At 71.3% G+C, this 25,790-nt stretch carries 21 protein-coding genes; 5 read left to right on the plus strand and 16 right to left on the minus strand.

What is annotated here, in order from left to right; genetic code table 11:
• The 12 genes from pgi to uvrC all read right to left on the minus strand — a co-directional run bounded on the left by pgi (nucleotide 1) and on the right by uvrC (nucleotide 15,268).
• Nucleotides 1–1,653 carry a glucose-6-phosphate isomerase gene (pgi, locus tag OG392_RS09470; RefSeq protein WP_329287166.1) on the minus strand — a complete coding sequence of 551 codons (1,653 nt, stop codon included), beginning with the start codon at nucleotides 1,651–1,653 and terminating at the stop codon, nucleotides 1–3.
• 56 nt (nucleotides 1,654–1,709) lie between these two features.
• Nucleotides 1,710–2,918, minus strand: coding sequence for an MFS transporter (locus OG392_RS09475; RefSeq protein ID WP_329277544.1), 1,209 nt, complete (start codon nucleotides 2,916–2,918; stop codon nucleotides 1,710–1,712).
• A gap of 191 nt (nucleotides 2,919–3,109) precedes the next feature.
• The gene (locus OG392_RS09480) at nucleotides 3,110–3,445 is read right to left on the minus strand and encodes an RNA polymerase-binding protein RbpA (RefSeq protein ID WP_071891222.1); all 336 of its coding nucleotides are present in this window, start codon (nucleotides 3,443–3,445) and stop codon (nucleotides 3,110–3,112) included.
• Between the two features lie 77 nt (nucleotides 3,446–3,522).
• Nucleotides 3,523–3,753 (minus strand): preprotein translocase subunit SecG, encoded by a 231-nt coding sequence (secG, locus tag OG392_RS09485; RefSeq protein ID WP_017238647.1) that lies wholly within the window; start codon nucleotides 3,751–3,753, stop codon nucleotides 3,523–3,525.
• Between the two features lie 97 nt (nucleotides 3,754–3,850).
• Entirely contained in the window at nucleotides 3,851–4,630 is a 780-nt protein-coding gene (gene tpiA / locus OG392_RS09490; RefSeq protein ID WP_329277546.1) for a triose-phosphate isomerase, read from the minus strand.
• A gap of 7 nt (nucleotides 4,631–4,637) precedes the next feature.
• Nucleotides 4,638–5,849 carry a phosphoglycerate kinase gene (locus OG392_RS09495; RefSeq protein ID WP_329277548.1) on the minus strand — a complete coding sequence of 404 codons (1,212 nt, stop codon included), beginning with the start codon at nucleotides 5,847–5,849 and terminating at the stop codon, nucleotides 4,638–4,640.
• Between the two features lie 104 nt (nucleotides 5,850–5,953).
• Nucleotides 5,954–6,964 (minus strand): type I glyceraldehyde-3-phosphate dehydrogenase, encoded by a 1,011-nt coding sequence (gene gap / locus OG392_RS09500; RefSeq protein ID WP_329277550.1) that lies wholly within the window; start codon nucleotides 6,962–6,964, stop codon nucleotides 5,954–5,956.
• A gap of 218 nt (nucleotides 6,965–7,182) precedes the next feature.
• Nucleotides 7,183–10,134 (minus strand): M14 family metallopeptidase, encoded by a 2,952-nt coding sequence (locus OG392_RS09505; RefSeq protein WP_329277552.1) that lies wholly within the window; start codon nucleotides 10,132–10,134, stop codon nucleotides 7,183–7,185.
• 163 nt (nucleotides 10,135–10,297) lie between these two features.
• Complete coding sequence (gene whiA, locus OG392_RS09510) at nucleotides 10,298–11,287, minus strand: DNA-binding protein WhiA (RefSeq protein ID WP_030205188.1); 990 nt, start codon at nucleotides 11,285–11,287, stop codon at nucleotides 10,298–10,300.
• The gene (locus OG392_RS09515; RefSeq protein WP_329277555.1) at nucleotides 11,278–12,303 is read right to left on the minus strand and encodes a gluconeogenesis factor YvcK family protein; all 1,026 of its coding nucleotides are present in this window, start codon (nucleotides 12,301–12,303) and stop codon (nucleotides 11,278–11,280) included. The genes whiA and OG392_RS09515 overlap by 10 nt, the downstream gene beginning before the upstream one ends.
• On the minus strand, nucleotides 12,300–13,295 hold the full coding sequence (gene rapZ, locus OG392_RS09520) for an RNase adapter RapZ (protein ID WP_329277557.1): 996 nt from the start codon (nucleotides 13,293–13,295) through the stop codon (nucleotides 12,300–12,302). Before rapZ ends, OG392_RS09515 begins: the two co-directional genes overlap by 4 nt.
• Nucleotides 13,292–15,268 carry an excinuclease ABC subunit UvrC gene (gene uvrC, locus OG392_RS09525; protein WP_329277559.1) on the minus strand — a complete coding sequence of 659 codons (1,977 nt, stop codon included), beginning with the start codon at nucleotides 15,266–15,268 and terminating at the stop codon, nucleotides 13,292–13,294. The genes rapZ and uvrC overlap by 4 nt, the downstream gene beginning before the upstream one ends.
• On the opposite strand from uvrC, the gene OG392_RS09530 reads away from it, so the two are divergent.
• A complete protein-coding gene (locus tag OG392_RS09530; RefSeq protein WP_329277561.1) occupies nucleotides 15,267–16,079 on the plus strand; it encodes an SDR family NAD(P)-dependent oxidoreductase in 813 nt (270 codons plus the stop codon). The genes uvrC and OG392_RS09530 overlap by 2 nt on opposite strands.
• Nucleotides 16,080–16,437: 358 nt before the next feature.
• On the opposite strand, the gene OG392_RS09535 is transcribed toward OG392_RS09530, so the two are convergent.
• Nucleotides 16,438–17,244, minus strand: a complete 807-nt coding sequence (locus OG392_RS09535) for a hypothetical protein (protein ID WP_443054730.1) — start codon at nucleotides 17,242–17,244, stop codon at nucleotides 16,438–16,440.
• 5 nt (nucleotides 17,245–17,249) lie between these two features.
• Nucleotides 17,250–17,837, minus strand: a complete 588-nt coding sequence (locus OG392_RS09540) for a papain-like cysteine protease family protein (protein WP_329277565.1) — start codon at nucleotides 17,835–17,837, stop codon at nucleotides 17,250–17,252.
• 239 nt (nucleotides 17,838–18,076) lie between these two features.
• Here OG392_RS09540 and OG392_RS09545 point away from each other — a divergent pair, with 239 nt between their 5' ends.
• Complete coding sequence (locus OG392_RS09545) at nucleotides 18,077–19,006, plus strand: hypothetical protein (RefSeq protein WP_329277567.1); 930 nt, start codon at nucleotides 18,077–18,079, stop codon at nucleotides 19,004–19,006.
• 32 nt (nucleotides 19,007–19,038) lie between these two features.
• Here OG392_RS09545 and OG392_RS09550 read toward each other — a convergent pair whose 3' ends face one another.
• Both OG392_RS09550 and uvrA read right to left on the minus strand, forming a co-directional pair.
• Entirely contained in the window at nucleotides 19,039–19,476 is a 438-nt protein-coding gene (locus tag OG392_RS09550; RefSeq protein WP_329277569.1) for a Rieske (2Fe-2S) protein, read from the minus strand.
• 134 nt (nucleotides 19,477–19,610) lie between these two features.
• The gene (gene uvrA / locus OG392_RS09555) at nucleotides 19,611–22,700 is read right to left on the minus strand and encodes an excinuclease ABC subunit UvrA (protein ID WP_329277571.1); all 3,090 of its coding nucleotides are present in this window, start codon (nucleotides 22,698–22,700) and stop codon (nucleotides 19,611–19,613) included.
• 198 nt (nucleotides 22,701–22,898) lie between these two features.
• Here uvrA and OG392_RS09560 point away from each other — a divergent pair, with 198 nt between their 5' ends.
• The 3 genes from OG392_RS09560 (at nucleotide 22,899) to OG392_RS09570 (ending at nucleotide 25,735) form a co-directional block, all read left to right on the plus strand.
• Complete coding sequence (locus OG392_RS09560) at nucleotides 22,899–23,582, plus strand: maleylpyruvate isomerase family mycothiol-dependent enzyme (protein ID WP_329277573.1); 684 nt, start codon at nucleotides 22,899–22,901, stop codon at nucleotides 23,580–23,582.
• 41 nt (nucleotides 23,583–23,623) lie between these two features.
• Nucleotides 23,624–24,280: an MBL fold metallo-hydrolase gene (locus OG392_RS09565; RefSeq protein ID WP_329277575.1), complete on the plus strand. Its 657-nt coding sequence runs from the start codon at nucleotides 23,624–23,626 to the stop codon at nucleotides 24,278–24,280.
• Between the two features lie 171 nt (nucleotides 24,281–24,451).
• The gene (locus tag OG392_RS09570; protein ID WP_329287169.1) at nucleotides 24,452–25,735 is read left to right on the plus strand and encodes an MFS transporter; all 1,284 of its coding nucleotides are present in this window, start codon (nucleotides 24,452–24,454) and stop codon (nucleotides 25,733–25,735) included.
• The last annotated feature ends 55 nt before the right edge of the window (nucleotides 25,736–25,790 follow it).

The raw sequence follows: 25,790 nt of genomic DNA on the forward strand, positions 1-25,790 counted from the left end.
CTACCGTCCGCGCAGTGTGCGGTAGGCGGCCACGAGCCCCGCGGTGGAGCTGTCGAGGTGCTCGCCGCCCTCGCCCTCCGTCAGGACGGGTTCGATCCGCTTGGCGAGGACCTTGCCCAGTTCCACACCCCACTGGTCGAAGGAGTCGATGTTCCAGACGGCGCCCTGGACGAACACCTTGTGCTCGTACAGCGCGATGAGCTGGCCGAGGACGGACGGGGTGAGCGTGTCGGCGAGGATCGTGGTGGTCGGGTGGTTCCCCTGGAAGGTCTTGTGCGGGACGAGCTCCTCGGGGACGCCCTCCGCCCGTACCTCGTCGGGGGTCTTGCCGAAGGCCAGCGCCTGGGTCTGGGCGAAGAAGTTCGCCATGAGCAGGTCGTGCTGGGCGACGAGGCCCGGCAGCAGGTCGTCGACCGGCCGGGCGAAACCGATGAAGTCGGCCGGGATGACCTTGGTGCCCTGGTGGATCAACTGGTAGTAGGCGTGCTGCCCGTTGGTTCCGGGGGTGCCCCAGACGACCGGGCCGGTCTGCCAGGCCACCCGGTCGCCCTCGCGGTCCACCGACTTGCCGTTGGACTCCATGTCGAGCTGCTGGAGGTAGGCGGTGAACTTGGAGAGGTAGTGCGAGTACGGCAGCACGGCGTGCGACTGGGCGTCGAAGAAGGCGCCGTACCAGACCCCGAGGAGACCCAGGAGCAGCGGCGCGTTCTCCTCGGGCGGAGCCGTACGGAAGTGCTCGTCGACGAGGTGGAAGCCGTCGAGCATCTCGCGGAAGCGGTCCGGGCCGATGGCGATCATCAGCGAGAGGCCGATGGCGGAGTCGTAGGAGTAGCGGCCGCCGACCCAGTCCCAGAACTCGAACATGTTGGCGGTGTCGATGCCGAACTCCTCGACCTTCTCGGCGTTGGTCGAGAGGGCCACGAAGTGCTTGGCGACGGCGTCCTGGTCGGCGGCGAGACCGGTCAGGAGCCAGCTCCGCGCCGAGGTGGCGTTGGTGATCGTCTCGATGGTGGTGAAGGTCTTCGAGGCGACGATGAACAGGGTCTCGGCCGGGTCGAGGTCGCGGACGGCCTCGTGGAGGTCGGCCCCGTCGACATTGGAGACGAAACGGACCGTCAGGTCCCGCTGGGTGTAGGAGCGCAGGACCTCGTAGGCCATGGCGGGGCCGAGGTCGGAGCCGCCGATGCCGATGTTGACGACGTTCTTGATCGGCTTGCCGGTGTGGCCGGTCCACTCGCCCGCGCGGACCTTGTCGGAGAACGCGGCCATCTTGTCGAGGACGGCGTGGACGCCGGGGACGACGTTCTCCCCGTCGACCTCGACCACGGCTCCGCGGGGGGCGCGCAGCGCGGTGTGGAGGACCGCGCGGTCCTCGGTGGTGTTGATCTTCTCGCCGCGGAACATGGCGTCGCGGAGCTCGGCGACACCGGTGACGGCGGCCAGTTCGCGCAACAGGGTCAGCGTCTCGTCGGTGACGAGGTGCTTGGAGTAGTCCAGGTAGAGGTCGCCGACGCGCAGGGCGTAGCCGGTGCCACGCTCCGCGTCGGCGGCGAACAGGTCGCGCAGCCCGGTCTCGCCCAGCTGCTCACGGTGCTTGCCGAGGGCCGCCCACTCGGGCAGCCGGTTGAGCCTGGTGCGGCCTTCGTTGTTCATCTCGGACATCGCCCACTTCTTCTCGTACTGCTTGTCTGCCCCGCTGCGTCTCCAACCTAATTGATCAGGGGGGCGAGTGACGTGACGGCGAGCGCGAACAGCGCGGCCGCGAGCAGCGCCGGGGTGAGCGGCCCCCAGCCGGCCGCCGCCGCACCGCCCAGCACAGCACCGAGCGGGGCGCCCGCGACGGCGAGGGTGCGGAAGGCCGCCGCGATCCGGCCGAGCATCCCCTCGGGGGCGCGCTCCTGCATGAGGGTCGTCTGCTGGACGTTCCACACGGTCCCCATGAAGCCGAAGACCGCCATGGCCCCGACCGCCACCGCGAGGACGGACACCGTCCCCAGCAGGACCAGACAGCCGGTCTGGACGATCCCGGCGAGGAAGACCGCGCGGACCCGTCCGGTCCGCTCGGCGATCCGCCGGGCCAGGAAGCCGCCGGCGACCCCGCCCACCGCGAAGGCGGTGAGGGTGGCCGCGTATCCCGCGTTCCCGGCGTGGAGACCGTCGGCGACCAGGACGACGAGCGTGGCGATGAGGGCGCCCATGCCGATGTTGCAGAGGGTGGTGGCGGTGCAGAGCCATCGCAGGGACCGGTCCGCGCGCAGTACGGCGAGCCCCTCGGCCATCTCGGCCCAGAGGGTGGATCCGGCGGGGCGGGGCGGCCGCGGGGGTGCCCCGGTCCGCAGGGAGGCGATGAGGAGCGCCGCCAGGACGTAGGTGGCGGCGTCCGCGGCGTACGGCACGGCGGGCCCTGCGATGAGCAGGGCGGGCACGAGGGGGGCGGCGAGGAGCCCGCCCGCGAGCTGCTGACCGGTCATCAGACGGGCGTTGGCCCCGGCCAGGGTCTCGGCGGGCACGAGGGAGGGAAGCAGCGCGGTGGCGGCGTTGTCGAAGAGGGTCTGCAGGGTGGTGAGCGCGAGGGCGAGGACCAGGAGGAGGGCGATGCCGGCGTGTCCGAGGGCGACGGCGACGGCGAACCCGGCCATGAGCACGCCGCGTACGAGGTCGACGGCCCACATGGCCCGCCGCTGGTCGACCCGGTCGGCGACGGCTCCGCCGAGCAGTCCGAAGAGCAGCCAGGGCAGATAGCCGCAGGCGGTGACGGAGGCGATGAGGAGGGGGTCGTCGGTGAGGGTGGCGGCGAGCAGCGGCATCGCGGCGGTGCGCAGGGAGTCGCCGAAGCGGGAGACGACCGCGGCCGTCCACAGCCTCCCGAAGCCGCCCCGCCAGGCGGGCACGGCCCTGCCGCCCACTGTCGCCGTCATCGTCATGGTGCGCGCCCTCGTCCGTTCCCGGACCCGAAGATCCCTTCCCGGCCGACGCTAGCGGGCACCACTGACAACGGGCCTTCCCGCGTGCGGAGATGGCGGGACGGGGACCCCGGGGACGCCGAACGGGCCTTGTCCGCGAACCGAATTCGCGGGCAGGGCCCGTTCGTCACATCGTCACACCGCGCTCAGATCTCACCGCGCAGCTTGGCCAGCGCCTCGGCGAGGATCGCCTCGCCGTCCGCGTCGCTGCGCCGCTCACGCACATAGGCGAGGTGGGTCTTGTACGGCTCCGTGCGCGGCGGGTCCGGCGGGTTGTCCCGGTCCTGACCGGCCGGGAAGCCGCACCGTGGGCAGTCCCAGGTCTCGGGGATCGCCGCGTCGCTGGCGAAGCTCGGCTGCGTCTCGTGCCCGTTCGAGCACCAGAAGGAGATGCGGGCGCGCGGCGCCGATTCGCCTCGCTCGGCCTCGCCCATCGGCCCCGCCCCGACCCGGCTTCCCCGGATCGCGTTGCCACTTGCCACGGTCGTAACTCCCTGCGTGATGGTGCTCGAAGATGCCCCAGTCTACGTAAGGCCCAACGCGCGTCCAGTGTTCGGAGTTACCCGTCCAACTTCATCAGCAGACCAAGTACCACAATGCAGGCGAACCAGAGCAGACCGACCACGACGGTGATGCGGTCCAGGTTGCGCTCGGCGACCGAGGAGCCGCCGACGGAGGACTGCATTCCGCCTCCGAACATGTCGGAGAGGCCGCCACCCTTGCCCTTGTGCATCAGCACGAGCAGCATCAGCAGCCCGCTGAAGACGATGAGGGCGATCGAGAACCCCATAACCACGGCTGGACCAACTTCCTCGGACTTATACGGACGGGGGCCGGGCACCTGCCCGACCCCCGCAAGGGTACGACGTAACTCCGCTACCGCATACTCACTGGTCGCGGAAGCGGACGATCTTGACGAACTCGTCGGCGTCCAGAGCCGCGCCGCCCACCAGGGCACCGTCGACGTCCGGCTGCGCCATGATCGCGCCGACGTTGCCCGACTTGACCGAGCCGCCGTACTGGATGCGGACCTTGTCGGCCAGCTCCTGCGAGTACAGCTCCGCGAGGCGGCCGCGGATCGCTCCGCAGACCTCCTGGGCGTCGTCGGGGGTGGCGACCTCGCCGGTGCCGATGGCCCACACCGGCTCGTACGCGATCACGATCGTCTCGGCCTGCTCGGCCGGGACGTCCTTCAGACCGCCGTCGAGCTGGGCGAGGGTGTAGGCGACCTGGTCGCCGGCCTTGCGGATGTCCAGGCCCTCGCCGACGCAGAGGATCGGGGTCACGCCGTGCTTGAAGGCGGCCTTCACCTTGGCGTTGCAGACCTCGTCGTTCTCGGCGTGGTACTGCCGGCGCTCGGAGTGGCCGACGGCGACGTAGGCGCACTTCAGCTTGGACAGCATCAGGCCCGAGATCTCGCCGGTGTAGGCACCGGAGTCGTACGCCGAGATGTCCTGGGCGCCGTACTTGATCTTGAGCTTGTCGCCGTCGACCAGGGTCTGTACGGACCGCAGGTCGGTGAAGGGGACCAGGACCGCGACCTCACAGGCGTCGTAGTCCTTGTCCGTCAGGGCGAAGGCCAGCTTCTGGACGTGGGCGATGGCCTCGAGGTGATTGAGGTTCATCTTCCAGTTGCCCGCCATCAGCGGGGTGCGGGTGCTGCTCATGAAAGGGTCAGTCCTCCAGTGCGGCGAGGCCGGGAAGCGTCTTGCCCTCGAGGTACTCGAGGGAGGCGCCGCCGCCGGTCGAAATGTGGCCGAATGCCTTCTCGTCGAAGCCCAGGATGCGGACGGCGGCGGCGGAGTCGCCACCACCGACGACCGTGAAGGCCGGGGATTCGACGAGCGCCTGGGCGACGGCCTTGGTGCCCTCGGCGTAGTCGGGGTGCTCGAAGACGCCCATCGGACCGTTCCAGAAGACGGTGCCGGCGTCGGCGAGCTTCGAGGCGTAGAGCTTACGGGTCTCCGGGCCGATGTCCAGGCCCTCCTCGTCCGCCGGGATGGCGTCCGCGGCGACCGTGGTCGGGTGGGCCGGAGCCTTGGTCTTCAGGTCCGGGAATTCGGGCGAGACCAGGACGTCGACGGGGAGGACGAACTCCACGCCGCGCTTCTCGGCGCGCTCCAGGTACTCCAGGACCGCCGGGATCTGGTCCTCCTGGAGCAGCGAGATGCCGACCTCGTGGCCCTGGACCTTGAGGAAGGTGTACGCCATGCCGCCACCGATGAGGATGCGGTCGGCCTTCTCCAGGAGGTGGTCGATCACGCCGAGCTTGTCGGAGACCTTGGCGCCGCCGAGCGCGACCACGTACGGCCGCCGCACGTCCTCCGTGAGCTTCTTCAGGACGCCGACCTCGGTGGCGATGAGGTAGCCCGCGGCGTGCGGCAGGCGCGCCGGGAGGTCGAAGACCGAGGCGTGCTTGCGGTGCACGGCACCGAAGCCGTCGCCGACGTAGACGTCGGCGAGGGTGGCGAGCCGGTCCGCGAACGCGCCGCGCTCGGCGTCGTCCTTGGAGGTCTCGCCGGCGTTGAACCGGAGGTTCTCGATCACGGCGACCCCGCCGTCGGAGAGGCCCGCGACGGTGGCGGTGGCGGAGTCGCCGACCGTGTCCGTCGCGAAGGCCACCTCGGCGCCGAGGAGCTCGCCGAGCCGCGCGGCGGCCGGGGCGAGCGAGAACGCCGGGTCCGGGGCGCCCTTCGGGCGGCCCAGGTGCGAGGCGACCACGACACGGGCACCCGCGTCGGCGAGCGCCTTGACCGTGGGCACGACGGCGCGGATGCGGCCGTCGTCGGTGATGGTGGTGCCGTCGAGCGGCACGTTGAGGTCGGCGCGGACGAACACCCGCTTGCCGGAGACGCCTTCGGCGAGAAGCTCGTCGATCGTCTTCATCTGTCACAGACTCCTTGGTACGCGGTGGAGCACACAAACAGGGCTCGCACAGCGCGGCGTTGCGCTGCCCGAGCCCTGCTCACATCGAAAGCCTGCCCTGAAGTCTAGAGCTGACCGCCGACGAAGACGGTGAGGTCGACGAGACGGTTGGAGTAGCCCCACTCGTTGTCGTACCAGCCGAGGATCTTGACCGTGTTGCCTTCCTGGACCATGGTCAGGGAGGCGTCGAAGGTGCAGGACGCCGGGTCGCTGACGATGTCCGAGGAGACGATCGGGTCCTCGGTGTAGAAGAGGATGCCCTTGAGGTCGCCGTCGTCGGCGGCCTTCTTGAACGCGGCGTTGACCTCGTCCTTGGTGACCTCGCGGTCGAGGGTCACGACCAGGTCGGTCGCGGAACCGGTCGGGACCGGGACGCGCATGGCGATGCCGTCCAGCTTGCCCTTGAGCTGCGGGAGGACCAGGGCGGTGGCCTTGGCGGCGCCCGTCGTGGTCGGGATGATGTTCTCCGCGGCGGCGCGGGCGCGGCGCAGGTCCTTGTGCGGGAAGTCCAGGATGCGCTGGTCGTTCGTGTACGCGTGGACCGTGGTCATCAGGCCCTTGACGATGCCGAAGTTCTCGTCGAGAACCTTCGCCATCGGCGCGACACAGTTGGTGGTGCAGGACGCGTTCGAGATGACGTTGTGCTGCGCCGGGTCGTACTTGTCCTGGTTGACGCCCATCACGATGGTGATGTCCTCGTCGCTGGCCGGAGCCGAGATGAGGACCTTCTTGGCGCCACCGGCGATGTGCTTCTCGGCGTCGGCCTTCTTGGTGAAGATGCCGGTCGACTCGATGACGATGTCGACGCCCAGCTGACCCCAGGGGATGTCGGCCGGGTTGCGCTCGGAGAGCACCTTGATGGTGTGGCCGTCGACGGTGATGGTGTCGGCGGTGTGGGTGACCTCGGCCTTGAGGCGGCCCAGGATGGTGTCGTACTTCAGCAGGTGGGCCGTGGTCTCGGTGTCACCCAGGTCGTTGACAGCCACGATCTCGATGTCCGCACCCTGCTCAAGGAGCGCGCGGAAGTAGTTCCGGCCGATGCGGCCAAAGCCGTTGATGCCTACGCGGATCGTCACGAACCGATCTCCTCGTTAGCTACGCCGGTGTGCTCGACGCCGGCGAGATTTTTGTTTTCTGGGATGTCCCCGACCGCTTACGACCCTACCCCCACAGGACCCCCTCAGTGACATCCTGCGCATCCGTACGAGCCCGGAAAGTGAGGGAGAACGGCCGACGGCCCGTACCTACCAACGGGTACGGGCCGCCGTGGGACCTTTGTCCCCACTACTCTCCGTCAGCGGCGCAGCACCCCGAGGGCGCGGCCGACGAGACGGGCCCGCTCGCTCGCGCCGGGCACCTGTTCCAGGCCGTAGCCGAGGAGGACGGTGTCCCGTGTGGTGACCGCGGCCTGCGACTGGAAGAGCGCCGCGGAGCGCACCCAGTCCCCGCCGTTGCCGGGGCTGCCGGCCGGCGCGCCCGGAACGGTCCACGCGCCGAGGGAGGTCTCGAAGCCCTCCGCCTCGGTGGTGGTCCCGGTGACGAGGCGGGTGTCGTCGACGAAGGCGCCCATCTCTCCCGTACCGGGGTCCGAGATGTAGGAGATCGAGAGCTCGACCTTCTTGCCGGCCCAGGCGCTCAGGTCGACGGAGGCCTGCCGCCAGCCGTTGGAGGGGCCGGTGAAGGCGTTCCAGGAGCCGGTGGTGCCGGTGGTGGCGCAGCCCTCCTCGCCGACGGTGAGGTAGTGGGCGAGGAAGGGGTGGCCGCGCACGTAGTAGCCCTCGCCGCAGTCGGCGGGGGCCTCGGTGGAGGTGCCGCCGTTGCGGTCGGGCAGGGTCGTCCAGTCGTCCTGGCCGACGGTGTGGGCCTCGACGACGAGGTTGTCGTATCCGGGCTCGGTGTCGTAGCTGACCTGGAAGTCCAGGCGCGGAGCCGCCGCGGCGGGGACGCCGGTGAGGTCGGCGGTCCTGCTGAGCCGGGCCCAGGTGTCGTCGGCGTGCTTGACGGCCGCGAAGGTCGCGCCCTCGGCGGGTTCGAAGGGCATCCGGATGCCCGGGTAGGAGCCGGCGGAGGCGCTGCTCGCGAACTGCGGGAACTCCTTCGGCTTGAGGGTGTCCGAGGTGACGGTGTAGGCGCCCGCGTTGTCCAGCGGGTTGTCGGCGGACGCGCCGAGACCGACGCCGATGCCCTTGAAGGCTCCGCTGCCGGCGAAGGCGGGCGGGTTCTTGAGGCCGGCCCGGTGGTAGGCGCCCAGGTAGTACTGGGCGAAGTCGTTGGTCTCGGCCAGACCGACCTGGGTGAGACCACCGGACTTCTCACCGGTGTTGATCAGTTTGCCGCCCTCGTTGAGGAAGGCGCGGACGGCGAGCTGGGTGGTCCCCGAGGGCCGCTCGGCGCCGGTGTACCAGACGACGGTGCGGAAGTGGGAGAGCACGCCGAGCGCGTCCGGGGTGCCCTGGGTGGCGACGTCCCAGACGGCGGCCTTCCGGCCGTTGTCGGCGAGCGCCTTCACGTACGCCGCGGTGTGCCGGGCGGCGGTGGTGCCGCCCTCGTCGGCGAGGACGAGCACGTCGCCGCGGGGCCGCTCGGCGACCTCGTAGGTGAAGGGGGCGGAGGCGGTGGCCCGGCCCTCGCGGGTGCGGGCGGTGAACCAGACCTCGACGGAGTCGCCGGGCCGGGCGTCCTCGACCTCGGCGCGGTACTCGTCGAAGTAGAGGTTGTCCTCGCCGCCGTAGGTCTCGCCGCCCTTCCAGGCGTCGAGCTCCTCGCTGTGGGTGCGGCCGCCGTTGATCCGGTACTTCAGGGTCTTGCCGCGCAGCGACTTGCGCGCGGTGACCGCGACCTCCTGCTCCTCGCCGCGGGCGTAGGAGGTGGTGAAGGCCTTCGGCGTGAAGTCGGGGGCGTCGATGCCGACCGGGGAGACGGGCCGGTCCGGGTGGGCGGCGGTCTCGGCGACGGCGAGCGCGAAGGGGATGTTCTTGGCGAACTCGGCCTGGATCAGCTTCTCGTCGTCGGGGAAGGTGAAGACGGAGGCGCAGTCGGCCGGGTTCCAGGCGTCGGCGGGGTCGACCCGGGAGGCGGTGGCACAGGTCGACATCTCGGGGGTGAACATCTGCATGCCGTTGACGTTGGCGGCGTGTCCGTCCGCCTCGCCGTTGGTGATGTACAGCTCCGAGGAGACCTGCGGCCGGTAGCCGGGCACGGCCGAGTTCTGCGGAGTGCCGGCGAGGGCCTTGAGGGCCACGTCGTCGGGGGTGTCGGTGGCCACCTGCCAGCCCACGCCGTACAGCAGGAGCTGGGCGGCGGAGTGGTAGTTGATGCCGTACGTGAAGCCGATGCGCTTCTGGAAGGCGTCGAGGGCCTTGGTCTCGGGCTCCGACATGGGGCCCTTGCCGCGGAAGGTCTCGTCGGCCGGGTCCGGCGAGGAACCCTCGTTGTCGTAGCCCCACTTGTAGGCGAAGTTCCGGTTCAGGTCGACGCCGTCGCCGGAGGTGATCCGGCCGTCGCCGTCGTTGTCGCGGAGGTTCTTGCGCCACTGCCGGTTCGCGGGGTCGGCGTGGGTGTAGTCGTAGCCGTCCGGGTTGGCGGAGAGCACGAACCACAGCTCGGTGGAGTCGACGATCCGGGTGATCCGCGCGTCCTTGCCGTACCCGTCGAGATAGTGGTGCATCAGCCGGCGGGTCATCTCCGGGGTGATCCACTCGCGCGCGTGCTGGTTGGACATGTACAGCATGGCGGGCTTGGAGCCGTCCTTGACCCGCGGGGCGCCCTTGCTGACCTTGAGGGCGAGGATGTCCTGGCCCTTGAGGGTCTTGCCGATGGAGACGACCTTGGTGATCCCGGGGTTCGCCCGGGCGGTGTCCATGATCTCCTGCTTGAGGCCGTTCGGACCTCCGTACGGCCGGAAGACGCCGTCCCCGGCGGCGGCCACCCGCTTCTCGGCGGAGCCCGTCAGGCTGTGCTCGGCGAGCTCGACGCCCTGGCCGCGCAGCTGCCCGGCCTGCCGGCCGGTGAGGAAGAGCTCGACCGTCGCGGAGCCCTTCGCGGGTACCCGCTCGGTGAGTTCATGGGCGTCGGCGCCGGCCTCCAGGAGCAGCGGTACCTGCTCCTGGGTGACCTCGGCACGCCATACGGAGAGGCCGTCACCGCCGTCCCGGTCGTTCGGCTGCGCTCCGGCGACGGGTGCCGCCGCCACGCCCGCGATCAGCAATGAAGCCGCGGCGAGGATCGATCTCGCTCTACGTCTCATGAGCCCCCCTTGCTGTTGTCTGTCACGAAGGTGAACAGACGCCAGGCTCATGGGCACCCATGGACCTGTCAAGGGTGCCTCGCGGGCGGACGAAAAAGCTGCCGGTGCCTCAGAAAGGCACCGGCAGCCCGGAGTTCGGAATTCCGTACGAAGGGGGAAGCGGTCAGCCGACGAGGCTGTCGTCCAGCTCCTCCGTCAGGTTGGACTCGGTCCCGGGAATGCCCAGGTCCTGCGCCCGCTTGTCGGCCATCGCCAGCAGCCGGCGGATCCGGCCCGCCACCGCGTCCTTCGTCAGCGGCGGGTCGGCGAGCGCGCCCAGCTCCTCCAGGGAGGCCTGCTTGTGCTCCATGCGGAGCCGGCCGGCCGCCGCGAGGTGCTCGGGCACCTCCTCACCGAGGATCTCCAGGGCGCGCTGCACCCGAGCACCGGCGGCGACCGCCGCTCGGGCCGAGCGGCGCAGGTTCGCGTCGTCGAAGTTGGCCAGGCGGTTGGCGGTGGCGCGGACCTCGCGCCGCATCCGCCGCTCCTCCCAGGCGAGCACCGACTCGTGCGCGCCGAGCCGGGTCAGCAGGGCGCCGATCGCGTCGCCGTCGCGGACGACGACCCGGTCCACGCCCCGTACCTCACGGGCCTTCGCCGCGATGGAGAGCCGGCGCGCCGCGCCGACCAGGGCGAGCGCCGCCTCCGGACCCGGGCAGGTCACCTCCAGGGAGGAGGACCGGCCGGGCTCGGTCAGCGAACCGTGCGCGAGGAACGCGCCCCGCCAGGCCGCCTCCGCGTCGCAGGTCGCACCGGAGACCACCTGCGGGGGGAGGCCCCGGATGGGGCGGCCCCGGCCGTCCACGAGGCCCGTCTGCCGGGCCAGCTGGTCGCCGCCGGCCACCACCCGCACCACGAAGCGCGAGCCGCGCCGCAGGCCGCCGGGGGCCATCACGATCAGCTCCGAGCTGTGCCCGAAGATCTCCAGGATGTCCCGCTTGAGCCGCCGCGCCGCCATCGCGGTGTCCAGCTCCGCCTCGATCACGATGCGGCCGCTCACCAGGTGCAGCCCGCCCGCGAACCGCAGGATCGACGAGACCTCTGCCTTCCTGCAGCAGGTCCGGGTGACGGGAAGCCGGGAGATCTCGTCCTTCACCGCTGCCGTCATCGCCATGGGCCGATCCTTCCATGCATCCGAAAAATACGGTCGTACGCGGCGGCCAACAGCTCCGGGTCATGCTTCGCGGAGCCGTCGGGCCCGGCCACCGGCGCCAGCTCGACCGCGGCACCGAGCCGCTTGGCGGCATCGGCGAGGGACTCGCGGTCGGGCACGGCGGCCTCGTCGGCCAGCACCACGTCCAGGGCGAGTTTAGGGGCGTGTCGTCCCAAAACCTCCAAATGACGCTGCGGGGAGAAGCCCTCGGTTTCTCCGGGCTGCGGCGCGAGGTTCAGCGAGAGCACCTTCCGGGCCTTCGTCTCGGCCAGCGCGTCGAGCAGCTCGGGCACGAGCAGGTGCGGGATCACCGAGGAGAACCAGGACCCGGGACCGAGGACCACCCAGTCCGCGTCCAGGACCGCCTCGACCGCCTCGGGCACCGCCGGCGGGTCGTTCGGCACGAGGTGCACGGACTGCACGTCGCCCGGCGTGAGCGCCACCGTCGCCTGACCGCACACGGTGTCCACATCCTCCGGGCGCTCCGGGTCATGGCCCTTGACCAGGGCCTGGAGCTCCAGGGGGACGGCGGACATGGGCAGCACCCGGCCCTGGGCGCCGAGCAGCCGGCCCACCAGGTCGAGGGCCTGCACGGGGTCGCCGAGCTGCTCCCAGAGGGCGACGATCAGCAGGTTGCCGACGGCGTGGCCGTTGATCTCGCCCTTGGACTGGAAGCGGTGCTGGATGACCCGGGCCCAGGTCTGGCCCCAGTCGTCGTCGCCGCAGAGCGCGGCGAGCGCCTTGCGGAGGTCGCCCGGGGGCAGCACGCCCAGCTCCTCGCGGAGCCGGCCGCTGGAACCCCCGTCGTCGGCGACGGTGACGACGGCGGTGAGGTCGCCGGTGATCCGGCGGAGGGCGGCGAGGGAGGCGGACAGGCCCATCCCGCCGCCCAGCGCGACCACCTTCGGCTGGGCGCCGCGCCTGCGGAGCGTACGCCGCACCGAGAGGGTGGAGGCACGGCGGCGGTACGGCTTCACTCGCGCCCCATGTCCCGGTGCACGACGACGGTCTCGACCCCTTCGGCGGCGATACGGGCGGCGAGCCGCTCGGCGGTCGCCACGGAGCGGTGCTTGCCGCCGGTGCAGCCCACCGCGATGGTCACGTACCGCTTGCCCTCGCGGCGGTAGCCCGCGGCGATCAGCTGGAGGAGTTCGGTGTAGCGGTCGAGGAACTCCTTGGCGCCGGGCTGGTTGTAGACGTAGTTCGACACCTCCTCGTTGAGGCCGGTGAAGGGGCGCAGCTCGGGGACCCAGTGCGGGTTCGGCAGGAAGCGCATGTCGACGACGAGGTCGGCGTCGACCGGCAGGCCGTACTTGAACCCGAAGGACATGACGGTGGCCCGCAGCTCGGGCTCCTCGTCGCCGGCGAACTGGGCGTCCATCTTGGCGCGCAGCTCGTGGACGTTGAGGCTGGAGGTGTCGATCACCAGGTCGGCGTCGCCGCGCAGCTCGCGCAGCAGGTCGCGCTCGGCGGCGATGCCGTCGGTGATCCGGCCGTCGCCCTGGAGCGGGTGCGGCCGGCGGACCGACTCGAAGCGCCGGACCAGGGCGTCGTCGGACGACTCCAGGAAGACGATCCGGCGGGTGACCTGCTTGGCGTCCAGGTCGGCCAGGGACTCCCTGAGGTTGTCGAAGAACTGCCGGCCGCGGACGTCCACGACGACGGCGATCCGGGCGACATTGCCCTGGGAGCGGGCGCCGAGCTCCACCATGGTGGGGATCAGCGCGGGCGGCAGATTGTCGACGACGAACCAGCCGAGGTCCTCCAGACACTTCGCCGCGGTGGACCGGCCGGCTCCCGACATGCCGGAGATGATCACCAGCTCGGGAATGGCCGCCTCGGCGCCGTTGTCGCCGGGGATCTCCTTCGTGCCCGTACTCACGTGTCCTGCTCCGTCTTCTCGGTCGTGCTCTTCGTGCGTGTGCCGCTGTTCCCGCTGTTCCTGCTGGTCCTGCTCGTGCGCGGTCATGCCGTGCCGCCCCCGTCGTCTTCCATGATCTCTCCTGTCGCCGTGTTCACGGCGGGTGCGGCCGGGGCCGCCTCTGCGAGGGCGACGACGACCGCCTCCGCGGTCTTCCGGCCCATGCCGGGGACCTCGCAGATCTGCTCGATTGTCGCCTGCCGGAGCCGCTTCACCGAGCCGAAATGCTTGATCAACGCCTGTTTCCGGGTGTCACCGAGGCCGGGCACCGCGTCGAGAGGGCTGGTCCGGATACGTTTCGCGCGTTTGGAGCGCTGGTAGCGGATGGCGAAGTCGTGAGCCGTGTCACGTACCCGCTGGAGGAGGTACAGGCCCTCGCTGGATCGGGGCAGCACCACCGGGTCGTCGTCGCCGGGCAGCCACACCTCCTCCAGCCGCTTGGCGAGCCCGCACACCGCGATGTCGGAGATCCCGAGCTCGTCCAGGGCGCGCCTGGCCGCGGCGACCTGCGGCTGCCCGCCGTCGACCACGACGAGCTGCGGCGGGTACGCGAACCGCTTGGGCCGGCCGCTCTCCTCCGGGTCCTCGACGACGCCCTCGGGGTCCCACTCCCCCGTCTTCTCCTTCTCGGCGAGATAGCGCTTGAAGCGCCGGCCGATCACCTCGTGCATGGACCGGACGTCGTCCTGGCCCTCGAAGCCCTTGATCTGGAAGCGGCGGTACTCGCTCTTGCGGGGCAGCCCGTCCTCGAAGACCACCATCGAGGCCACCACGTCCTCGCCCTGGAGGTGCGAGATGTCGAAGCACTCGATCCGCAGCGGCGCCGAGTCCAGGTCCAGCGCCTCGGCGATCTCCTCCAGGGCACGGGAGCGGGTGGTCAGATCGCTGGCCCGCTTCGTCTTGTGCAGGACGAGCGCCTGCTGGGCGTTGCGCGCGACGGTCTCCATCAGGTCCTTCTTGTCGCCGCGCTGCGGGATCCGCAGCGAGACGTTGGACCCGCGGCGGCCGGCGAGCCAGGCGGTGACGGCCCCGGTGTCCTCGGGCAGCGCCGGTACCAGGACCTCCTTGGGCACCGTGTCCCCGCTCTCCTCGCCGTACAGCTGCTGGATCGCGTGCTCGACGAGCCCGGCCGTGTCGACGGCCTCGACCTTGTCGGTGACCCAGCCGCGCTGGCCGCGGACTCGTCCGCCGCGCACGTGGAAGATCTGCACGGCGGCCTCCAGCTCGTCCTCCGCGAGCGCGATCAGGTCGGCGTCGGTGGCGTCGGCGAGCACGACCGCGCTCTTCTCCATGGCCTTGCGCAGCGCCTCTATGTCGTCGCGGAGCCGCGCGGCCTTCTCGTACTCCATGTCCTCGGCCGCGAGCATCATCTGCTTCTCCAGCCGGCGGATGTACGTACCCGTACGGCCGGCCATGAAGTCGCTGAACTCCTCGGCCAGTTCGCGGTGCTCCTGCGGGGTGACCCGGCCGACGCAGGGTGCCGAGCACTTGCCGATGTACCCGAGGAGACAGGGCCGCCCGGCGGACGCCGCGTTCCGGAAGACGCCCGCCGAGCACGTCCGCACCGGGAAGACCCGCAGCATCAGGTCGACGGTCTCGCGGATCGCCCACGCGTGCGCGTACGGCCCGAAGTAGCGCACGCCCTTCTTCTTGTGGCCGCGCAGGACCTGGACGCGCGGGAACTCCTCGTTCATCGTCACCGCGAGGTACGGGTAGCTCTTGTCGTCCCGGTACTTGACGTTGAACCGGGGGTCGTACTCCTTGATCCAGGAGTACTCCAGCTGGAGCGCCTCGACCTCGGTCGACACGACGGTCCACTCCACGGACGCCGCGGTGGTCACCATGGTGGCCGTCCGCGGGTGCAGGCTCGTGAGCGGCTGGAAGTAGTTCGCCAGCCGCTGCCGGAGGGACTTCGCCTTCCCCACGTAGATCACCCGACGGTGCTCGTCGCGGAACTTGTAGACCCCCGGGGAGTCGGGGATCTGACCCGGCTTGGGGCGGTAGCTGGAGGGGTCTGCCATGCTCCCCACCCTACTGGCGGGCACCGACACTCCGGCCTCGCCCGCTCGTTGGCGGAGCATGGCGAATCAGGTGGCGGGACGGCTGGCCGACCGGGTGTGCGTGATCACGGGCGCGGCGAGCGGAATCGGACGGGCGACGGCGGAACGGTTCCTCCGGGAGGGCGCGCGGGTGATCGCCGCCGACCTCGACGGGGACCGGCTGGCGACGCTGGAGGGGGTGGTCCCGGTGACCGGGGACGTGTCCCGGAAGGAGGACGCCCGGCGCATGATCGCCACGGCGGTGGACCGCTACGGACGGCTGGACGTCCTGGTGGCGAACGCGGGGGTGATCCCGCTGCTCTCCGTGACGGAGGCGGAGGGCTCGGACTTCGACCGGGTGATGGCCGTGGACGGCCGGGGAATGTTCCTGACCTGCAAGTACGCGATCGAGGCGATGCTCGGCTCGGGCGGCGGGTCCATCGTCTGCACGTCGTCGATCTCGGGCGTGGCCGGCCAGGCCCGGCAGGCGGTCTACGGCCCGGCGAAGTTCGTCGCCACCGGCCTGACCAAGCACCTGGCGGTGGAGTGGGCGGACCACGGGATCCGGGTCAACGCGGTGGCCCCGGGCACGATCGAGACGGAACGGGTGGCGGCGGCGCGGGTGGAACCGGGCGGGGCGGAGTACCTGGCGGAGGTGGCGCGCGGCCATCCGATGGGGCGCTTCGGGACGCCGGAGGAGGTGGCGTCGGCGATCGTCTTCCTGGCGTCGGAGGAGGCGTCCTTCATCACGGGCGCGATCCTCCCGGTGGACGGCGGCTACCTGGCCCGCTGAGCCGCCCGCGGAACCGACCCGCGCCCGTGCGCACCGCGCCGTGCGCGCCATTCCGTGGGTGGGTGGCGGGCCCTCCCCGTACGGGCTGCGCCCGCCACCCACCCACCCGCCGTGTGGGCAATCGTCCCGCGGGGCGGGACGGGTGGGCACACGGGACGGCGCCCTGTCGCGGCGCCTCCGCCCCTTGTGCCTGGACCCGCACCCCATGCTCGGTGCGCACGGGGTGCGGGTCAGGGCGCGAAAGCCCAGGCCCGGCAAGGGGCGCCGTTCCGTCGTGCCCACCCGCTCCGCCCTGGGGGTCCCCCCGGGCGGAGTCCGGGGGAGGAACGACTGCCCACGACGGGGCCGGGGCCGGGGGTCAGGTTCGGCGGCGTCGGATCGCCGCCGCCGACACCAGCAGCAGCGCCAGAGCCGCCCCCGCACCCGCCGTGGCCGACGCCGCCGTCACCGCCGACCCCCCGTCCGGCGACCCCGCCGCCACCGTCCGCGGCCCGGCCCCGGTCACCGAGGTCACCGCCCCCGGCACACCCGGCTCCGGGCCGCCGTAGCCCCCCGCCGTGCCCTTCTTCGCGTAGGCCGAGCCCGGGAGCTTGTCGCCGTACGCTCTGGCCACCCGGTCCCGGTAGGCCGTGAGACTCGTCCCGTCGCGGCCGACCGCGCGTACCGCGTCCTCGTCCAGTGGCAGCACCTTCGCTCCCTTCTGGACGTACCACGCGTCGATCTGCGGCTCGCGGAACACCAGGCCGCCGCCGCCCATCTCCGCGTACCGGATCTCGTCGTCGCCGGTGGCGATGTTGACGACCTGCCAGCCGCCCGCCCGTTCGACGGTCCACAGCGAGGCCTTCCGGCCGTCCGGGGAGACGGCCCGGCTGGCCCGGAACTCGACCCGGGCGACGGGCGCCCCGGGCTTCCCGGCGACGAAGTCCGGCGAGAGGATCCGGACCGGGACCGATCCGCCCTCGACCCGTGGCGCGGCCGCCGAGCGGGCGACGGCGCCGTCCCTGGCGAAGAACCGGGACAGGGTGTCCAGGGTCCCGGGCGCGGAGGCGGCCTTCTCGGGGGTCGGGGCGGGCGGCAGGGCGTCGGCCGCGTCCGCCGGGAGCGCGCCGAGCAGGACGAGGGCGGCGGCGGTGAGGAGCCCCGCGCCCGTGGCACGTGCGTTCATCGTCGTCACGCCCCTATCCGGTAGAGCGAGTGGGTCCAGGAGAAGGAGTCGTTGTCGACGTACCAGGCGTGGGACGCCCAGTTGTAGCGGTTGCTGGAGGGCCAGGGGTCGCCCCAGTAGACCCAGCTGTCGGTGTCGTCGTAGCCGTAGATCACGTGCATGTGGCCACCGCCGCCGGACCACTGGATGCGGGTCTCGACGGGCCGGTCCGCGTTGATCTCGGTCTGGACGGTGGAGTAGCGCAGCCACCCGGTCACGTAGGAGCCGGGGTTGATGCCGGCCCAGCTGAGGCCCGTCTGGACGTTGCCGAGGGTGGCCTGGTTGTTGGGGCAGTCGTAGCCCTGCTGGCGGTTGAAGGCGGCGTTGCAGAACTGGTTCTGGCTGTAGTTCCGGCCGAACCAGGTCGCGATGGTGTTGCCGCCCGCCGCCCAGCACCAGTTGGTCTTCTGCTGGGCCTGCATGGTGATGTTGAGCCGCTTGGAACCGAGGGCGGCGGCGTCCTCACCGGCGGGTGCGGCGGACGCCGAGGTGGTGGGGACGAGGAAGAGGGCGGCTGCGGCGAGTGCCGCGAGGTTCAGCTTTCTTCTGCGCATCGCGTTCCTCCCAGAGCGGGGGGGGTGTGGGGATGTGGGGGGTGGAGGAGCGCGTCCGGACGCTGGTCAGGAGCATCTGCCGTTGTCCGGATCCGGTCAACACGCTTCAATGCGGGGTGACATCGGACTGTGAACGGTGTGACCCGGGTGTGAACGGACACCCTCGGCCCACCTGCCCGCCCACCCCACGCGGCGCCACGGTCCGCTCCCCCACCGTGAACGTTCACTGAGGAGCCCTCGTGAGCCACACCGAGGCCGATCTGGCGCAGCTCCTGCACACCGGCCCCTTCCATCTGGCGCTGCGCACCGCGCTGGCCGTGCGCGGGCTGCCGCTCCAGCGGGTCCAGCACCATCTGGCACACCGGGGCGTCAAGGTCGGGGTGACGAGTCTGAGCTACTGGCAGCAGGGGGCCCGCCGCCCCCAGCGGCCGGAGTCGCTGAAGGCGGTCCGCGTGCTGGAGGAGGTGCTCCAGCTGCCGGGGAACTCGCTGCTCCGGCTGCTCACGGATGACACGTCCGCGCGGTCCGAGGTGGAGCGCCCGGCGGCCCGCTCGTACCGCTCGCTCGTGGAGGCGTCCGGCTCGGTCGAGGAGCTTCTCGCCGGCCTCGAGTCGCCGACGGACGGCGGGCTGCACACGGTGGGACACCACGAACGGGTACGGATCGGGGCCCGGCGGAAGCTGGTCGGGCGAGAGTCGCAGCAGGTCGTGCGGGCGCACCGGGACGGTGTGGACCGCTATCTGGCCATCCACCACGGGGACCCGGGCTGCGACCCGTCACGGGTCACGGTCCGGGCGGCGGAGAACTGCCGGACCGGGCGGGTGCGGTGGGACGCGGGGACGGGGGTGCTGGTCGTGGAGCTGCTCTTCGACACGCGGCTGCGCGCCGGGGACACGTACGTCTTCTCGTACGGCTTCGAGGACGGTACGGCGGGACCGAGCGGGGAGTACGTGCGCGGGTTCAGCTTCGCGGGCGGGCAGTACGTGCTGCAGGTCCGCTTCGACGAGGCGGCGCTGCCGGTGCGGTGCCGCCGGTTCGCACAGGCTTCGGCGGGTGCGCCGCGCGGTGGCCGCGCGGAGCTGACCGTGAGCGGCCGGCACCGCACGGTGCACGTCGTGGAGCAGGGGGTACGCCCGGGGATCCTGGGGATCGACTGGGACTGGAGCTGACGAGGCCGGCACCGGTCGGGAGCGGGGGCGGGTCAGGCCTTGGGCGCGGCCTCGGGGCCCGCGATCAGCTTGCCGTTCTCGACGCGGACCGGGACGGCGGGGAGCGGGACGGTGGCCGGGCCCTTGAGGGCCTTGCCGGTCGTCACGTCGAAGCGGCTGCCGTGGCAGGGGCAGTTGCCCTCGTTGTCCTCGATCTTGTCGAGGACGCAGCCGGCGTGGGTGCACTGGGCGCTGAACGCCTTGTACTCGCCCTTGGCGGGGCAGCTCACCACGACCTTCTGCTCGCGGTAGAGCTTGGCGCCGCCGACGGGGATCTCGTCCGGGGCACCGAGGGCGACCGGAGCGGTCGGGGTCGGGACCCCGGCGTGGCCGAGCTTGGATTCGGTGGAGCAGGCGGCGACTCCCAGACCGGCGGCACCGGCGAGAGCGGCGCCCTTCAGTACGGTGCGGCGGCTGGACTGGCCGGACATGGGCGCTCCACGGTGGATCGGGGCAAGGCGTGACCGAACCGACGATACCGGCGGTGTTCCCGGTGCCGGCGGCCGGGCCCGGGCTCCGCCCGGGGCGGAGCAGGGCCCCCGGGGAGGGGGCCCTGCCGGGATCGTCAGGCCTTGCGGGCCCGCGTCGTCGCCTTCTTCGCGGCGGCCTTGGTGGCGGTCGCCTTCGTGGCCGTCTTCTTGGCGGCCGTCCCGGTCGCCGCGGCCTTCTTGGTCGCGGCAGCCGTCTTGGTCGCGGCAGCCGTCTTGGTCGCCGCGGCCTTCTTGGCGGGCGCCTTGGCCGGAGCCTTCTTCGCCGCCGTCTTCCGCGTCCCCCGGGCCGCCGGGACGGTCACCCCGGCGTCGCTGATCCGGTCCGCGCCGAGGATCTCGCGGAGGAACTTGCCGGTGTGGCTCGCCGGGACCGAGGCGACCTCCTCGGGCGTGCCCTCGGCGACGACCAGGCCGCCGCCGCTGCCGCCCTCGGGGCCCATGTCGATGAGCCAGTCGGCGGTCTTGATGACATCGAGGTTGTGCTCGATGACGATCACCGAGTTGCCCTTGTCGACCAGGCCGGACAGGACCTTGATCAGCTTCGAGATGTCCTCGAAGTGCAGACCGGTGGTCGGCTCGTCCAGGACGTAGACCGTACGGCCCGTGGAGCGCTTCTGGAGCTCGGAGGCGAGCTTCACGCGCTGCGCCTCGCCGCCCGAGAGCGTCGGCGCGGACTGGCCGAGCCGGACGTACCCGAGGCCGACCTCGTTGAGCGTGCGCAGGTGGCGCGCGATGGTCGGGACGGCCTCGAAGAAGTCCAGGGCCTCCTCGATCGGCATGTTCAGGACCTCGGCGATGGACTTGCCCTTGTAGTGGACCTCAAGGGTCTCCCGGTTGTACCGGTCGCCGTGGCAGACCTCGCACGGGACGTAGACGTCCGGGAGGAAGTTCATCTCGATCTTGATCGTGCCGTCGCCGGAGCAGTTCTCGCAGCGGCCGCCCTTGACGTTGAAGGAGAAACGGCCGGGCAGGTAGCCCCGGACCTTGGCCTCCATCGTCTCGGCGAAGAGCTTGCGGACGTGGTCGAAGACTCCGGTGTACGTCGCCGGGTTCGACCGCGGGGTGCGGCCGATCGGGGACTGGTCGACGTGCACGACCTTGTCGACGAGGTCGTCGCCGTCCACGCGCGTGTGCCGGCCGGGCACCGACTTGGCGCCGTTCAGCTCGCGCGCGAGGTGGGTGTAGAGGATGTCGTTGACCAGGGTCGACTTGCCGGAGCCGGAGACACCGGTGACGGCGGTGAGGACGCCCAGCGGGAAGGAGACGTCGATGTCCTGCAGGTTGTTCTCACGGGCCCCGTGGACGGTGAGCCGACGGCCGGGGTCGATCGGGCGGCGGATGTCCGGGGTGGGGATCTCCCGGCGGCCGGACAGGTACTGCCCGGTCATCGACTCCTCGTTGCCGAGGAGCTCCTTCAAGGTTCCGGAGTGGACGACCTTGCCGCCGTGCTCGCCGGCGCCGGGGCCGATGTCGACGATCCAGTCGGCGACCTTGATGGTGTCCTCGTCGTGCTCGACGACGATGAGCGTGTTGCCCATGTCCCGGAGCCGTACGAGGGTCTCGATGAGCCGGTGGTTGTCGCGCTGGTGGAGGCCGATGGACGGCTCGTCCAGCACGTACAGCACGCCGACCAGGCCGGAGCCGATCTGGGTGGCGAGCCGGATGCGCTGGGCCTCGCCGCCGGAGAGGGTGCCCGCGGCGCGGTTGAGCGAGAGGTAGTCCAGGCCGACGTCGACGAGGAAGCGCAGCCGCTCGTTGACCTCCTTGAGGACCCGCTCGGCGATCTTCTTGTCCCGGGCGTTCAGCGTGAGGCGGGAGAGGAACTCGGCGCAGTCGCTGATCGACATCGCGGAGACCTCGGCGATGGACTTCTCCATGACCGTGACCGCGAGGACGATCGGCTTGAGGCGGGTGCCCTCACAGGTGGGGCACGGCACCTCGCGCATGTAGCCCTCGAAGCGCTCGCGGCTGGAGTCGCTCTCGGCCTCGGTGTGGCGCCGCTTGACGAAGGAGACGGCACCTTCGAAGGCCGGCGTCGTGTACGCCCGCTCCCTGCCGTACCGGTTGCGGTAGCGCACCTCGACCTGGGTCTTGTGGCCGTGCATCAGGGCCTTCTTGGCGCGCTGCGGCAGTCCCGCGTACGGCATGTCCGTGCGGAAGCCGAGGGCCTGCGACAGACCGCCGATGAGCCGGCCGAAGTACTCCTTGGTGTGTCCGTGCGACCACGGGTGGATCGCTCCCTCGTCGAGGGACTTGTCCTCGTCCGGGACGATCAGCTCCGGGTCGACCTCCATGCGGGTGCCGATGCCGGTGCAGTCGGGGCAGGCGCCGAACGGCGAGTTGAAGGAGAAGGAGCGCGGCTCCAGCTCCTCGAAGGAGAGGTCGTCGTACGGGCAGTAGAGGTGCTCCGAGTACATCCGCTCGCGCTCGGGGTCGTCCTCGGCGAGGTCGACGAAGTCGAGCACGACCATGCCGCCGGAGAGTCCCAGCGCGGTCTCGACGGAGTCGGTGAGGCGGCGCTTGGCGCTGTCCTTCACGGTGAGGCGGTCGACGACTACCTCGATCGTGTGCTTTTCCTGCTTCTTCAGCGTCGGCGGTTCGCTCAGCTGTACGGTCACGCCGTCGACGCGGGCCCGGCTGTAGCCCTTGGTCTGGAGGTCGGCGAAGAGGTCGACGAACTCGCCCTTGCGCTCGCGCACGAGCGGGGAGAGCACCTGGAAGCGGCTGCCCTCGGGGAGCTCGAGGACCTTGTCGACGATGGCCTGCGGCGACTGGCGGGAGATCGGCCGGTGGCACTCGGGACAGTGCGGCTTGCCGATGCGGGCGAAGAGCAGACGGAGGTAGTCGTAGACCTCCGTGATGGTGCCGACCGTCGAGCGCGGGTTGCGCGAGGTCGACTTCTGGTCGATGGAGACCGCGGGCGACAGACCTTCGATGAAGTCGACGTCCGGCTTGTCCATCTGGCCGAGGAACTGCCGGGCGTACGAGGAGAGCGACTCGACGTAGCGGCGCTGCCCCTCGGCGAAGATCGTGTCGAACGCGAGGGAGGACTTGCCCGACCCCGAGAGCCCGGTGAAGACGATCAGGGAGTCGCGCGGGAGGTCGAGCGAGACGTTCTTGAGGTTGTGCTCACGAGCGCCACGGACGATGAGACGGTCGGTCACGCCGATCCGCACCTTTCTTCAGAGAGCGGATGCTGCAGAGGGATGCCGCGGAGGGCTGATGTGTCTGAAACACCCAACGCTTCAAGGATGCCGGATGCTTCCTTCGAGCTTATAGCACGCACATTCGATTTCCGGACTCCCGGAGACCTCTTCACCCGAACGAGTGGCGGCACCCCTGCTGGCACTAGGGTCGGCGCCATGATCGACCACGAACTCGACCTCGCTCACGTCCGCGAAGCGACGGAAAGGCTGCTGACCGCGGCCGCCTCCCTGGACAACGCGGGCGCCGCCGAGCCGTCACGGCTGCCCGGCTGGACCCGTGGCCATGTGCTCGCCCACGTCGCCCGTAACGCCGACGCTCTGGTGAACGTCCTCCAGGGCCTCCCCATGTACCCCGACGCCGCGACCCGCGACGCCGACATCGAGCGCGACTCCGGCCGCCCGCTCGACGTCCACCTCGCCGACCTGCGCGCGACCGCCGACCGCTTCCAGGCCGTGGGCGCCGAGCCCGCCGACTGGAGCCGGACGGTCGAGCTGCGCAACGGCGTCACGGACAGCGCCTCCCGGATCCCCTTCCGCCGCTGGGTGGAGGTCGACCTGCACCACGTCGACCTGGGCATCGGCTACGAGCTGGAGGACCTGCCCGAGGAGTTCGTGAGCCGCGAGATCGACTTCCTCGCCGACCGCTTCACCGGCCTGGAGTCCGTGCCGGCGACGACCCTCCGGGCCGACGGCGGCCAGGCGTGGAAGACCGGCGGCACGACGGGCGGCGTCGCCGTCACGGGCGGCGCCGTCGAGATCCTCGGCTGGCTGGCCGGACGCCGCGACGGCTCGGCCCTGCGCACCGAGGGCGGCCCGCTGCCGCGGCTCCCCGCGCTGTAGCGCGGGCCCCTCCTGCCGGTGGGCGGGACTAGTCTGAGCGCATGACGTACAGCGGAGTGGTGAAGGTCGGCGGGGCTGCGGACGTGCACGAGCTGACGGACCTGATGATCTCGAAGGTCGCGGTCGGCCCGATGGACAACAACGCGTATCTGCTGCGCTGCCGGGCCACCGGCGAGCAGCTGCTGATCGACGCGGCCAACGACGCGGACACCCTCCTCACGCTGATCGGTGACGACGGCGTCAAGTCCGTCGTCACCACCCACCGGCACGGGGACCACTGGCAGGCGCTCGCCGACGTCGTCGCCGCGACCGGCGCCGTGACGTACGCCGGCGCGTACGACACGGAGGGCATCCCGGTGGCGACCGACGTGCCCGTCGAGGACGGCGACACGATCAGGGTGGGCCGGGTCGAGCTGACCGCGCGCCACCTGGTCGGGCACACCCCGGGCTCGATCGCCCTCGTCTACGACGACCCGCACGGCCACCCGCACGTCTTCACCGGCGACTGCCTCTTCCCCGGCGGCGTGGGCAACACCTGGAAGGACCCGAAGGCCTTCGCGAGCCTGATCCACGACGTGGAGACCAAGCTCTTCGCGGTCCTCCCGGACGAGTCCTGGATCTACCCCGGCCACGGCAAGGACACCACGCTCGGTGACGAGCGGCCCTCGCTCCCGGTGTGGCGCGAGCGCGGCTGGTAGCCCCTCGGGGAGAGCCTCAGGAGACGGAGAGCGCGCGGCTGAGCAGCCACGCGCTTCCGCACGCCCCCGTAACCCGGACGGCGGCGGGGTAGTTGGCGCGACATGAGCCTCCGTAACGCTCCGTCGCCGCCCTCTCCCCCGGTTCCGCCGCTCCCGCCCGCCGCGCCCTCGATGGGCAGGCTCGCCGCCGCCTCGCTCGTCGGCACCGCCATCGAGTTCTTCGACTTCTTCGTCTACGGGACCGCCGCCGCCCTCGTCCTGGGGCCGCTCTTCTTCCCGACCTTCTCCCCGCTCGCCGGCACCCTGGCCGCCTTCGGCACCTTCGCCGTCGGCTTCCTGTCCCGGCCGCTCGGCTCGGTCCTCTTCGGTCACGTCGGCGACCGGCACGGACGGCGACCGGTCCTCTTCGCCTCCCTCCTCCTGACCGGCTGCGCCACGGTCGCGGTCGGCTGCGTCCCCGCGTACGGGACCATCGGCATCGCCGCACCCGTCCTGCTGCTGGTGCTCCGCTTCCTCCAGGGCCTGGGCCTCGGCGGCGAGTGGGGCGGGGCCGTCCTGCTCACCGCCGAGCACGCCCCTGAGAACCGGCGCGCGCTCTGGTCGAGCTTCCCGCAGATCGGCCCGTCGATCGGCTTCCTCCTGGCGAACGGGGTGATGCTGGCGCTCACGGCCGGCCTGAGCGACGCCGAGTTCCGCTCCTGGGGCTGGCGCGTGCCGTTCTGGGCCGCGGGCGTGCTCGCGGCGGCCGGGCTGCTGCTGCGCTCCTCGCTCACCGAGACGCCGCAGTTCGAGAAGCTGTCCGCGGCCGGGCGGACCGCGGGCGCCCCGCTGGCCGAGGTCGCCCGTGACCACTGGCGGCTGGTGCTGCTGACCGCCGGGGCGCTCGCGGTCGGCTACGCCACGTTCTACTCGGTCTCCACCTGGGCTCTGGCCTACGGCACCGAGCGGCTCGGGGCGAGCAGCACGGTGATGCTGACCTGTGTGATGGCGGCGGTCGCGATCACGGGCGCGGCCACGCCGTTCCTCGCGATCCTCGGCGACCGCTGGGGCCGTCGGCCGCTCTGTCTGGCGGGGTGTACGGCGTCCGCGCTGTGGATGTTCCCGATGGTGGCCCTGCTGCACACGGCGCGCCCGTTCCTGATGTTCCTGGGCTTCCTGGGCGCGCTGCTCGCCTTCATCACGATGTTCGCGGTGGTGGCCGCGTATCTTCCGGAGCTGTACGAGCCCCGCGTCCGCTGCACCGGCGCCGCCGTCGGCTACAACCTCGCGGGTGTCCTGGGCGGCGCCCTCACCCCGATCGTCGCCACCGCGCTCTCCGACGGGGGATCCGGTCCGCCCTGGGGTGTGGCGGCCTATCTGACCGTGGTCGCCCTCGTCAGCCTGGGCTGTTTCGCGCTCCTCCCGGAGACGCTTCCGGCCAAGGCCGCGCGGCGGGTGGAGCCCGTCACGGCCTGAGGGACGGGGACGGAGAGACGGCGACGGCCGGCCGGGGAGTCCCCGGCCGGCCGTC

The sequence above is a fragment of the Streptomyces sp. NBC_00691 genome, assembly GCF_036226665.1.
Taxonomy (GTDB): domain Bacteria; phylum Actinomycetota; class Actinomycetes; order Streptomycetales; family Streptomycetaceae; genus Streptomyces.

What these genes read in the sequence shown, in the direction of transcription:
- pgi (WP_329287166.1), bottom strand. Translation starts at nt 1,653, where the DNA reads ATGAACAACGAAGGCCGCACCAGGCTCAACCGGCTGCCCGAGTGGGCG.
- OG392_RS09475 (WP_329277544.1), bottom strand. Translation starts at nt 2,918, where the DNA reads ATGACGGCGACAGTGGGCGGCAGGGCCGTGCCCGCCTGGCGGGGCGGC.
- secG (WP_017238647.1), bottom strand. Translation starts at nt 3,753, where the DNA reads ATGGGGTTCTCGATCGCCCTCATCGTCTTCAGCGGGCTGCTGATGCTG.
- tpiA (WP_329277546.1), bottom strand. Translation starts at nt 4,630, where the DNA reads ATGAGCAGCACCCGCACCCCGCTGATGGCGGGCAACTGGAAGATGAAC.
- OG392_RS09495 (WP_329277548.1), bottom strand. Translation starts at nt 5,849, where the DNA reads ATGAAGACGATCGACGAGCTTCTCGCCGAAGGCGTCTCCGGCAAGCGG.
- OG392_RS09505 (WP_329277552.1), bottom strand. Translation starts at nt 10,134, where the DNA reads ATGAGACGTAGAGCGAGATCGATCCTCGCCGCGGCTTCATTGCTGATC.
- whiA (WP_030205188.1), bottom strand. Translation starts at nt 11,287, where the DNA reads ATGGCGATGACGGCAGCGGTGAAGGACGAGATCTCCCGGCTTCCCGTC.
- rapZ (WP_329277557.1), bottom strand. Translation starts at nt 13,295, where the DNA reads ATGACCGCGCACGAGCAGGACCAGCAGGAACAGCGGGAACAGCGGCAC.
- OG392_RS09530 (WP_329277561.1), top strand. Translation starts at nt 15,267, where the DNA reads ATGCTCCCCACCCTACTGGCGGGCACCGACACTCCGGCCTCGCCCGCT.
- uvrC (WP_329277559.1), bottom strand. Translation starts at nt 15,268, where the DNA reads ATGGCAGACCCCTCCAGCTACCGCCCCAAGCCGGGTCAGATCCCCGAC.
- OG392_RS09535 (WP_443054730.1), bottom strand. Translation starts at nt 17,244, where the DNA reads ATGAACGCACGTGCCACGGGCGCGGGGCTCCTCACCGCCGCCGCCCTC.
- OG392_RS09540 (WP_329277565.1), bottom strand. Translation starts at nt 17,837, where the DNA reads ATGCGCAGAAGAAAGCTGAACCTCGCGGCACTCGCCGCAGCCGCCCTC.
- OG392_RS09550 (WP_329277569.1), bottom strand. Translation starts at nt 19,476, where the DNA reads ATGTCCGGCCAGTCCAGCCGCCGCACCGTACTGAAGGGCGCCGCTCTC.
- OG392_RS09560 (WP_329277573.1), top strand. Translation starts at nt 22,899, where the DNA reads ATGATCGACCACGAACTCGACCTCGCTCACGTCCGCGAAGCGACGGAA.
- OG392_RS09565 (WP_329277575.1), top strand. Translation starts at nt 23,624, where the DNA reads ATGACGTACAGCGGAGTGGTGAAGGTCGGCGGGGCTGCGGACGTGCAC.
- OG392_RS09570 (WP_329287169.1), top strand. Translation starts at nt 24,452, where the DNA reads ATGGGCAGGCTCGCCGCCGCCTCGCTCGTCGGCACCGCCATCGAGTTC.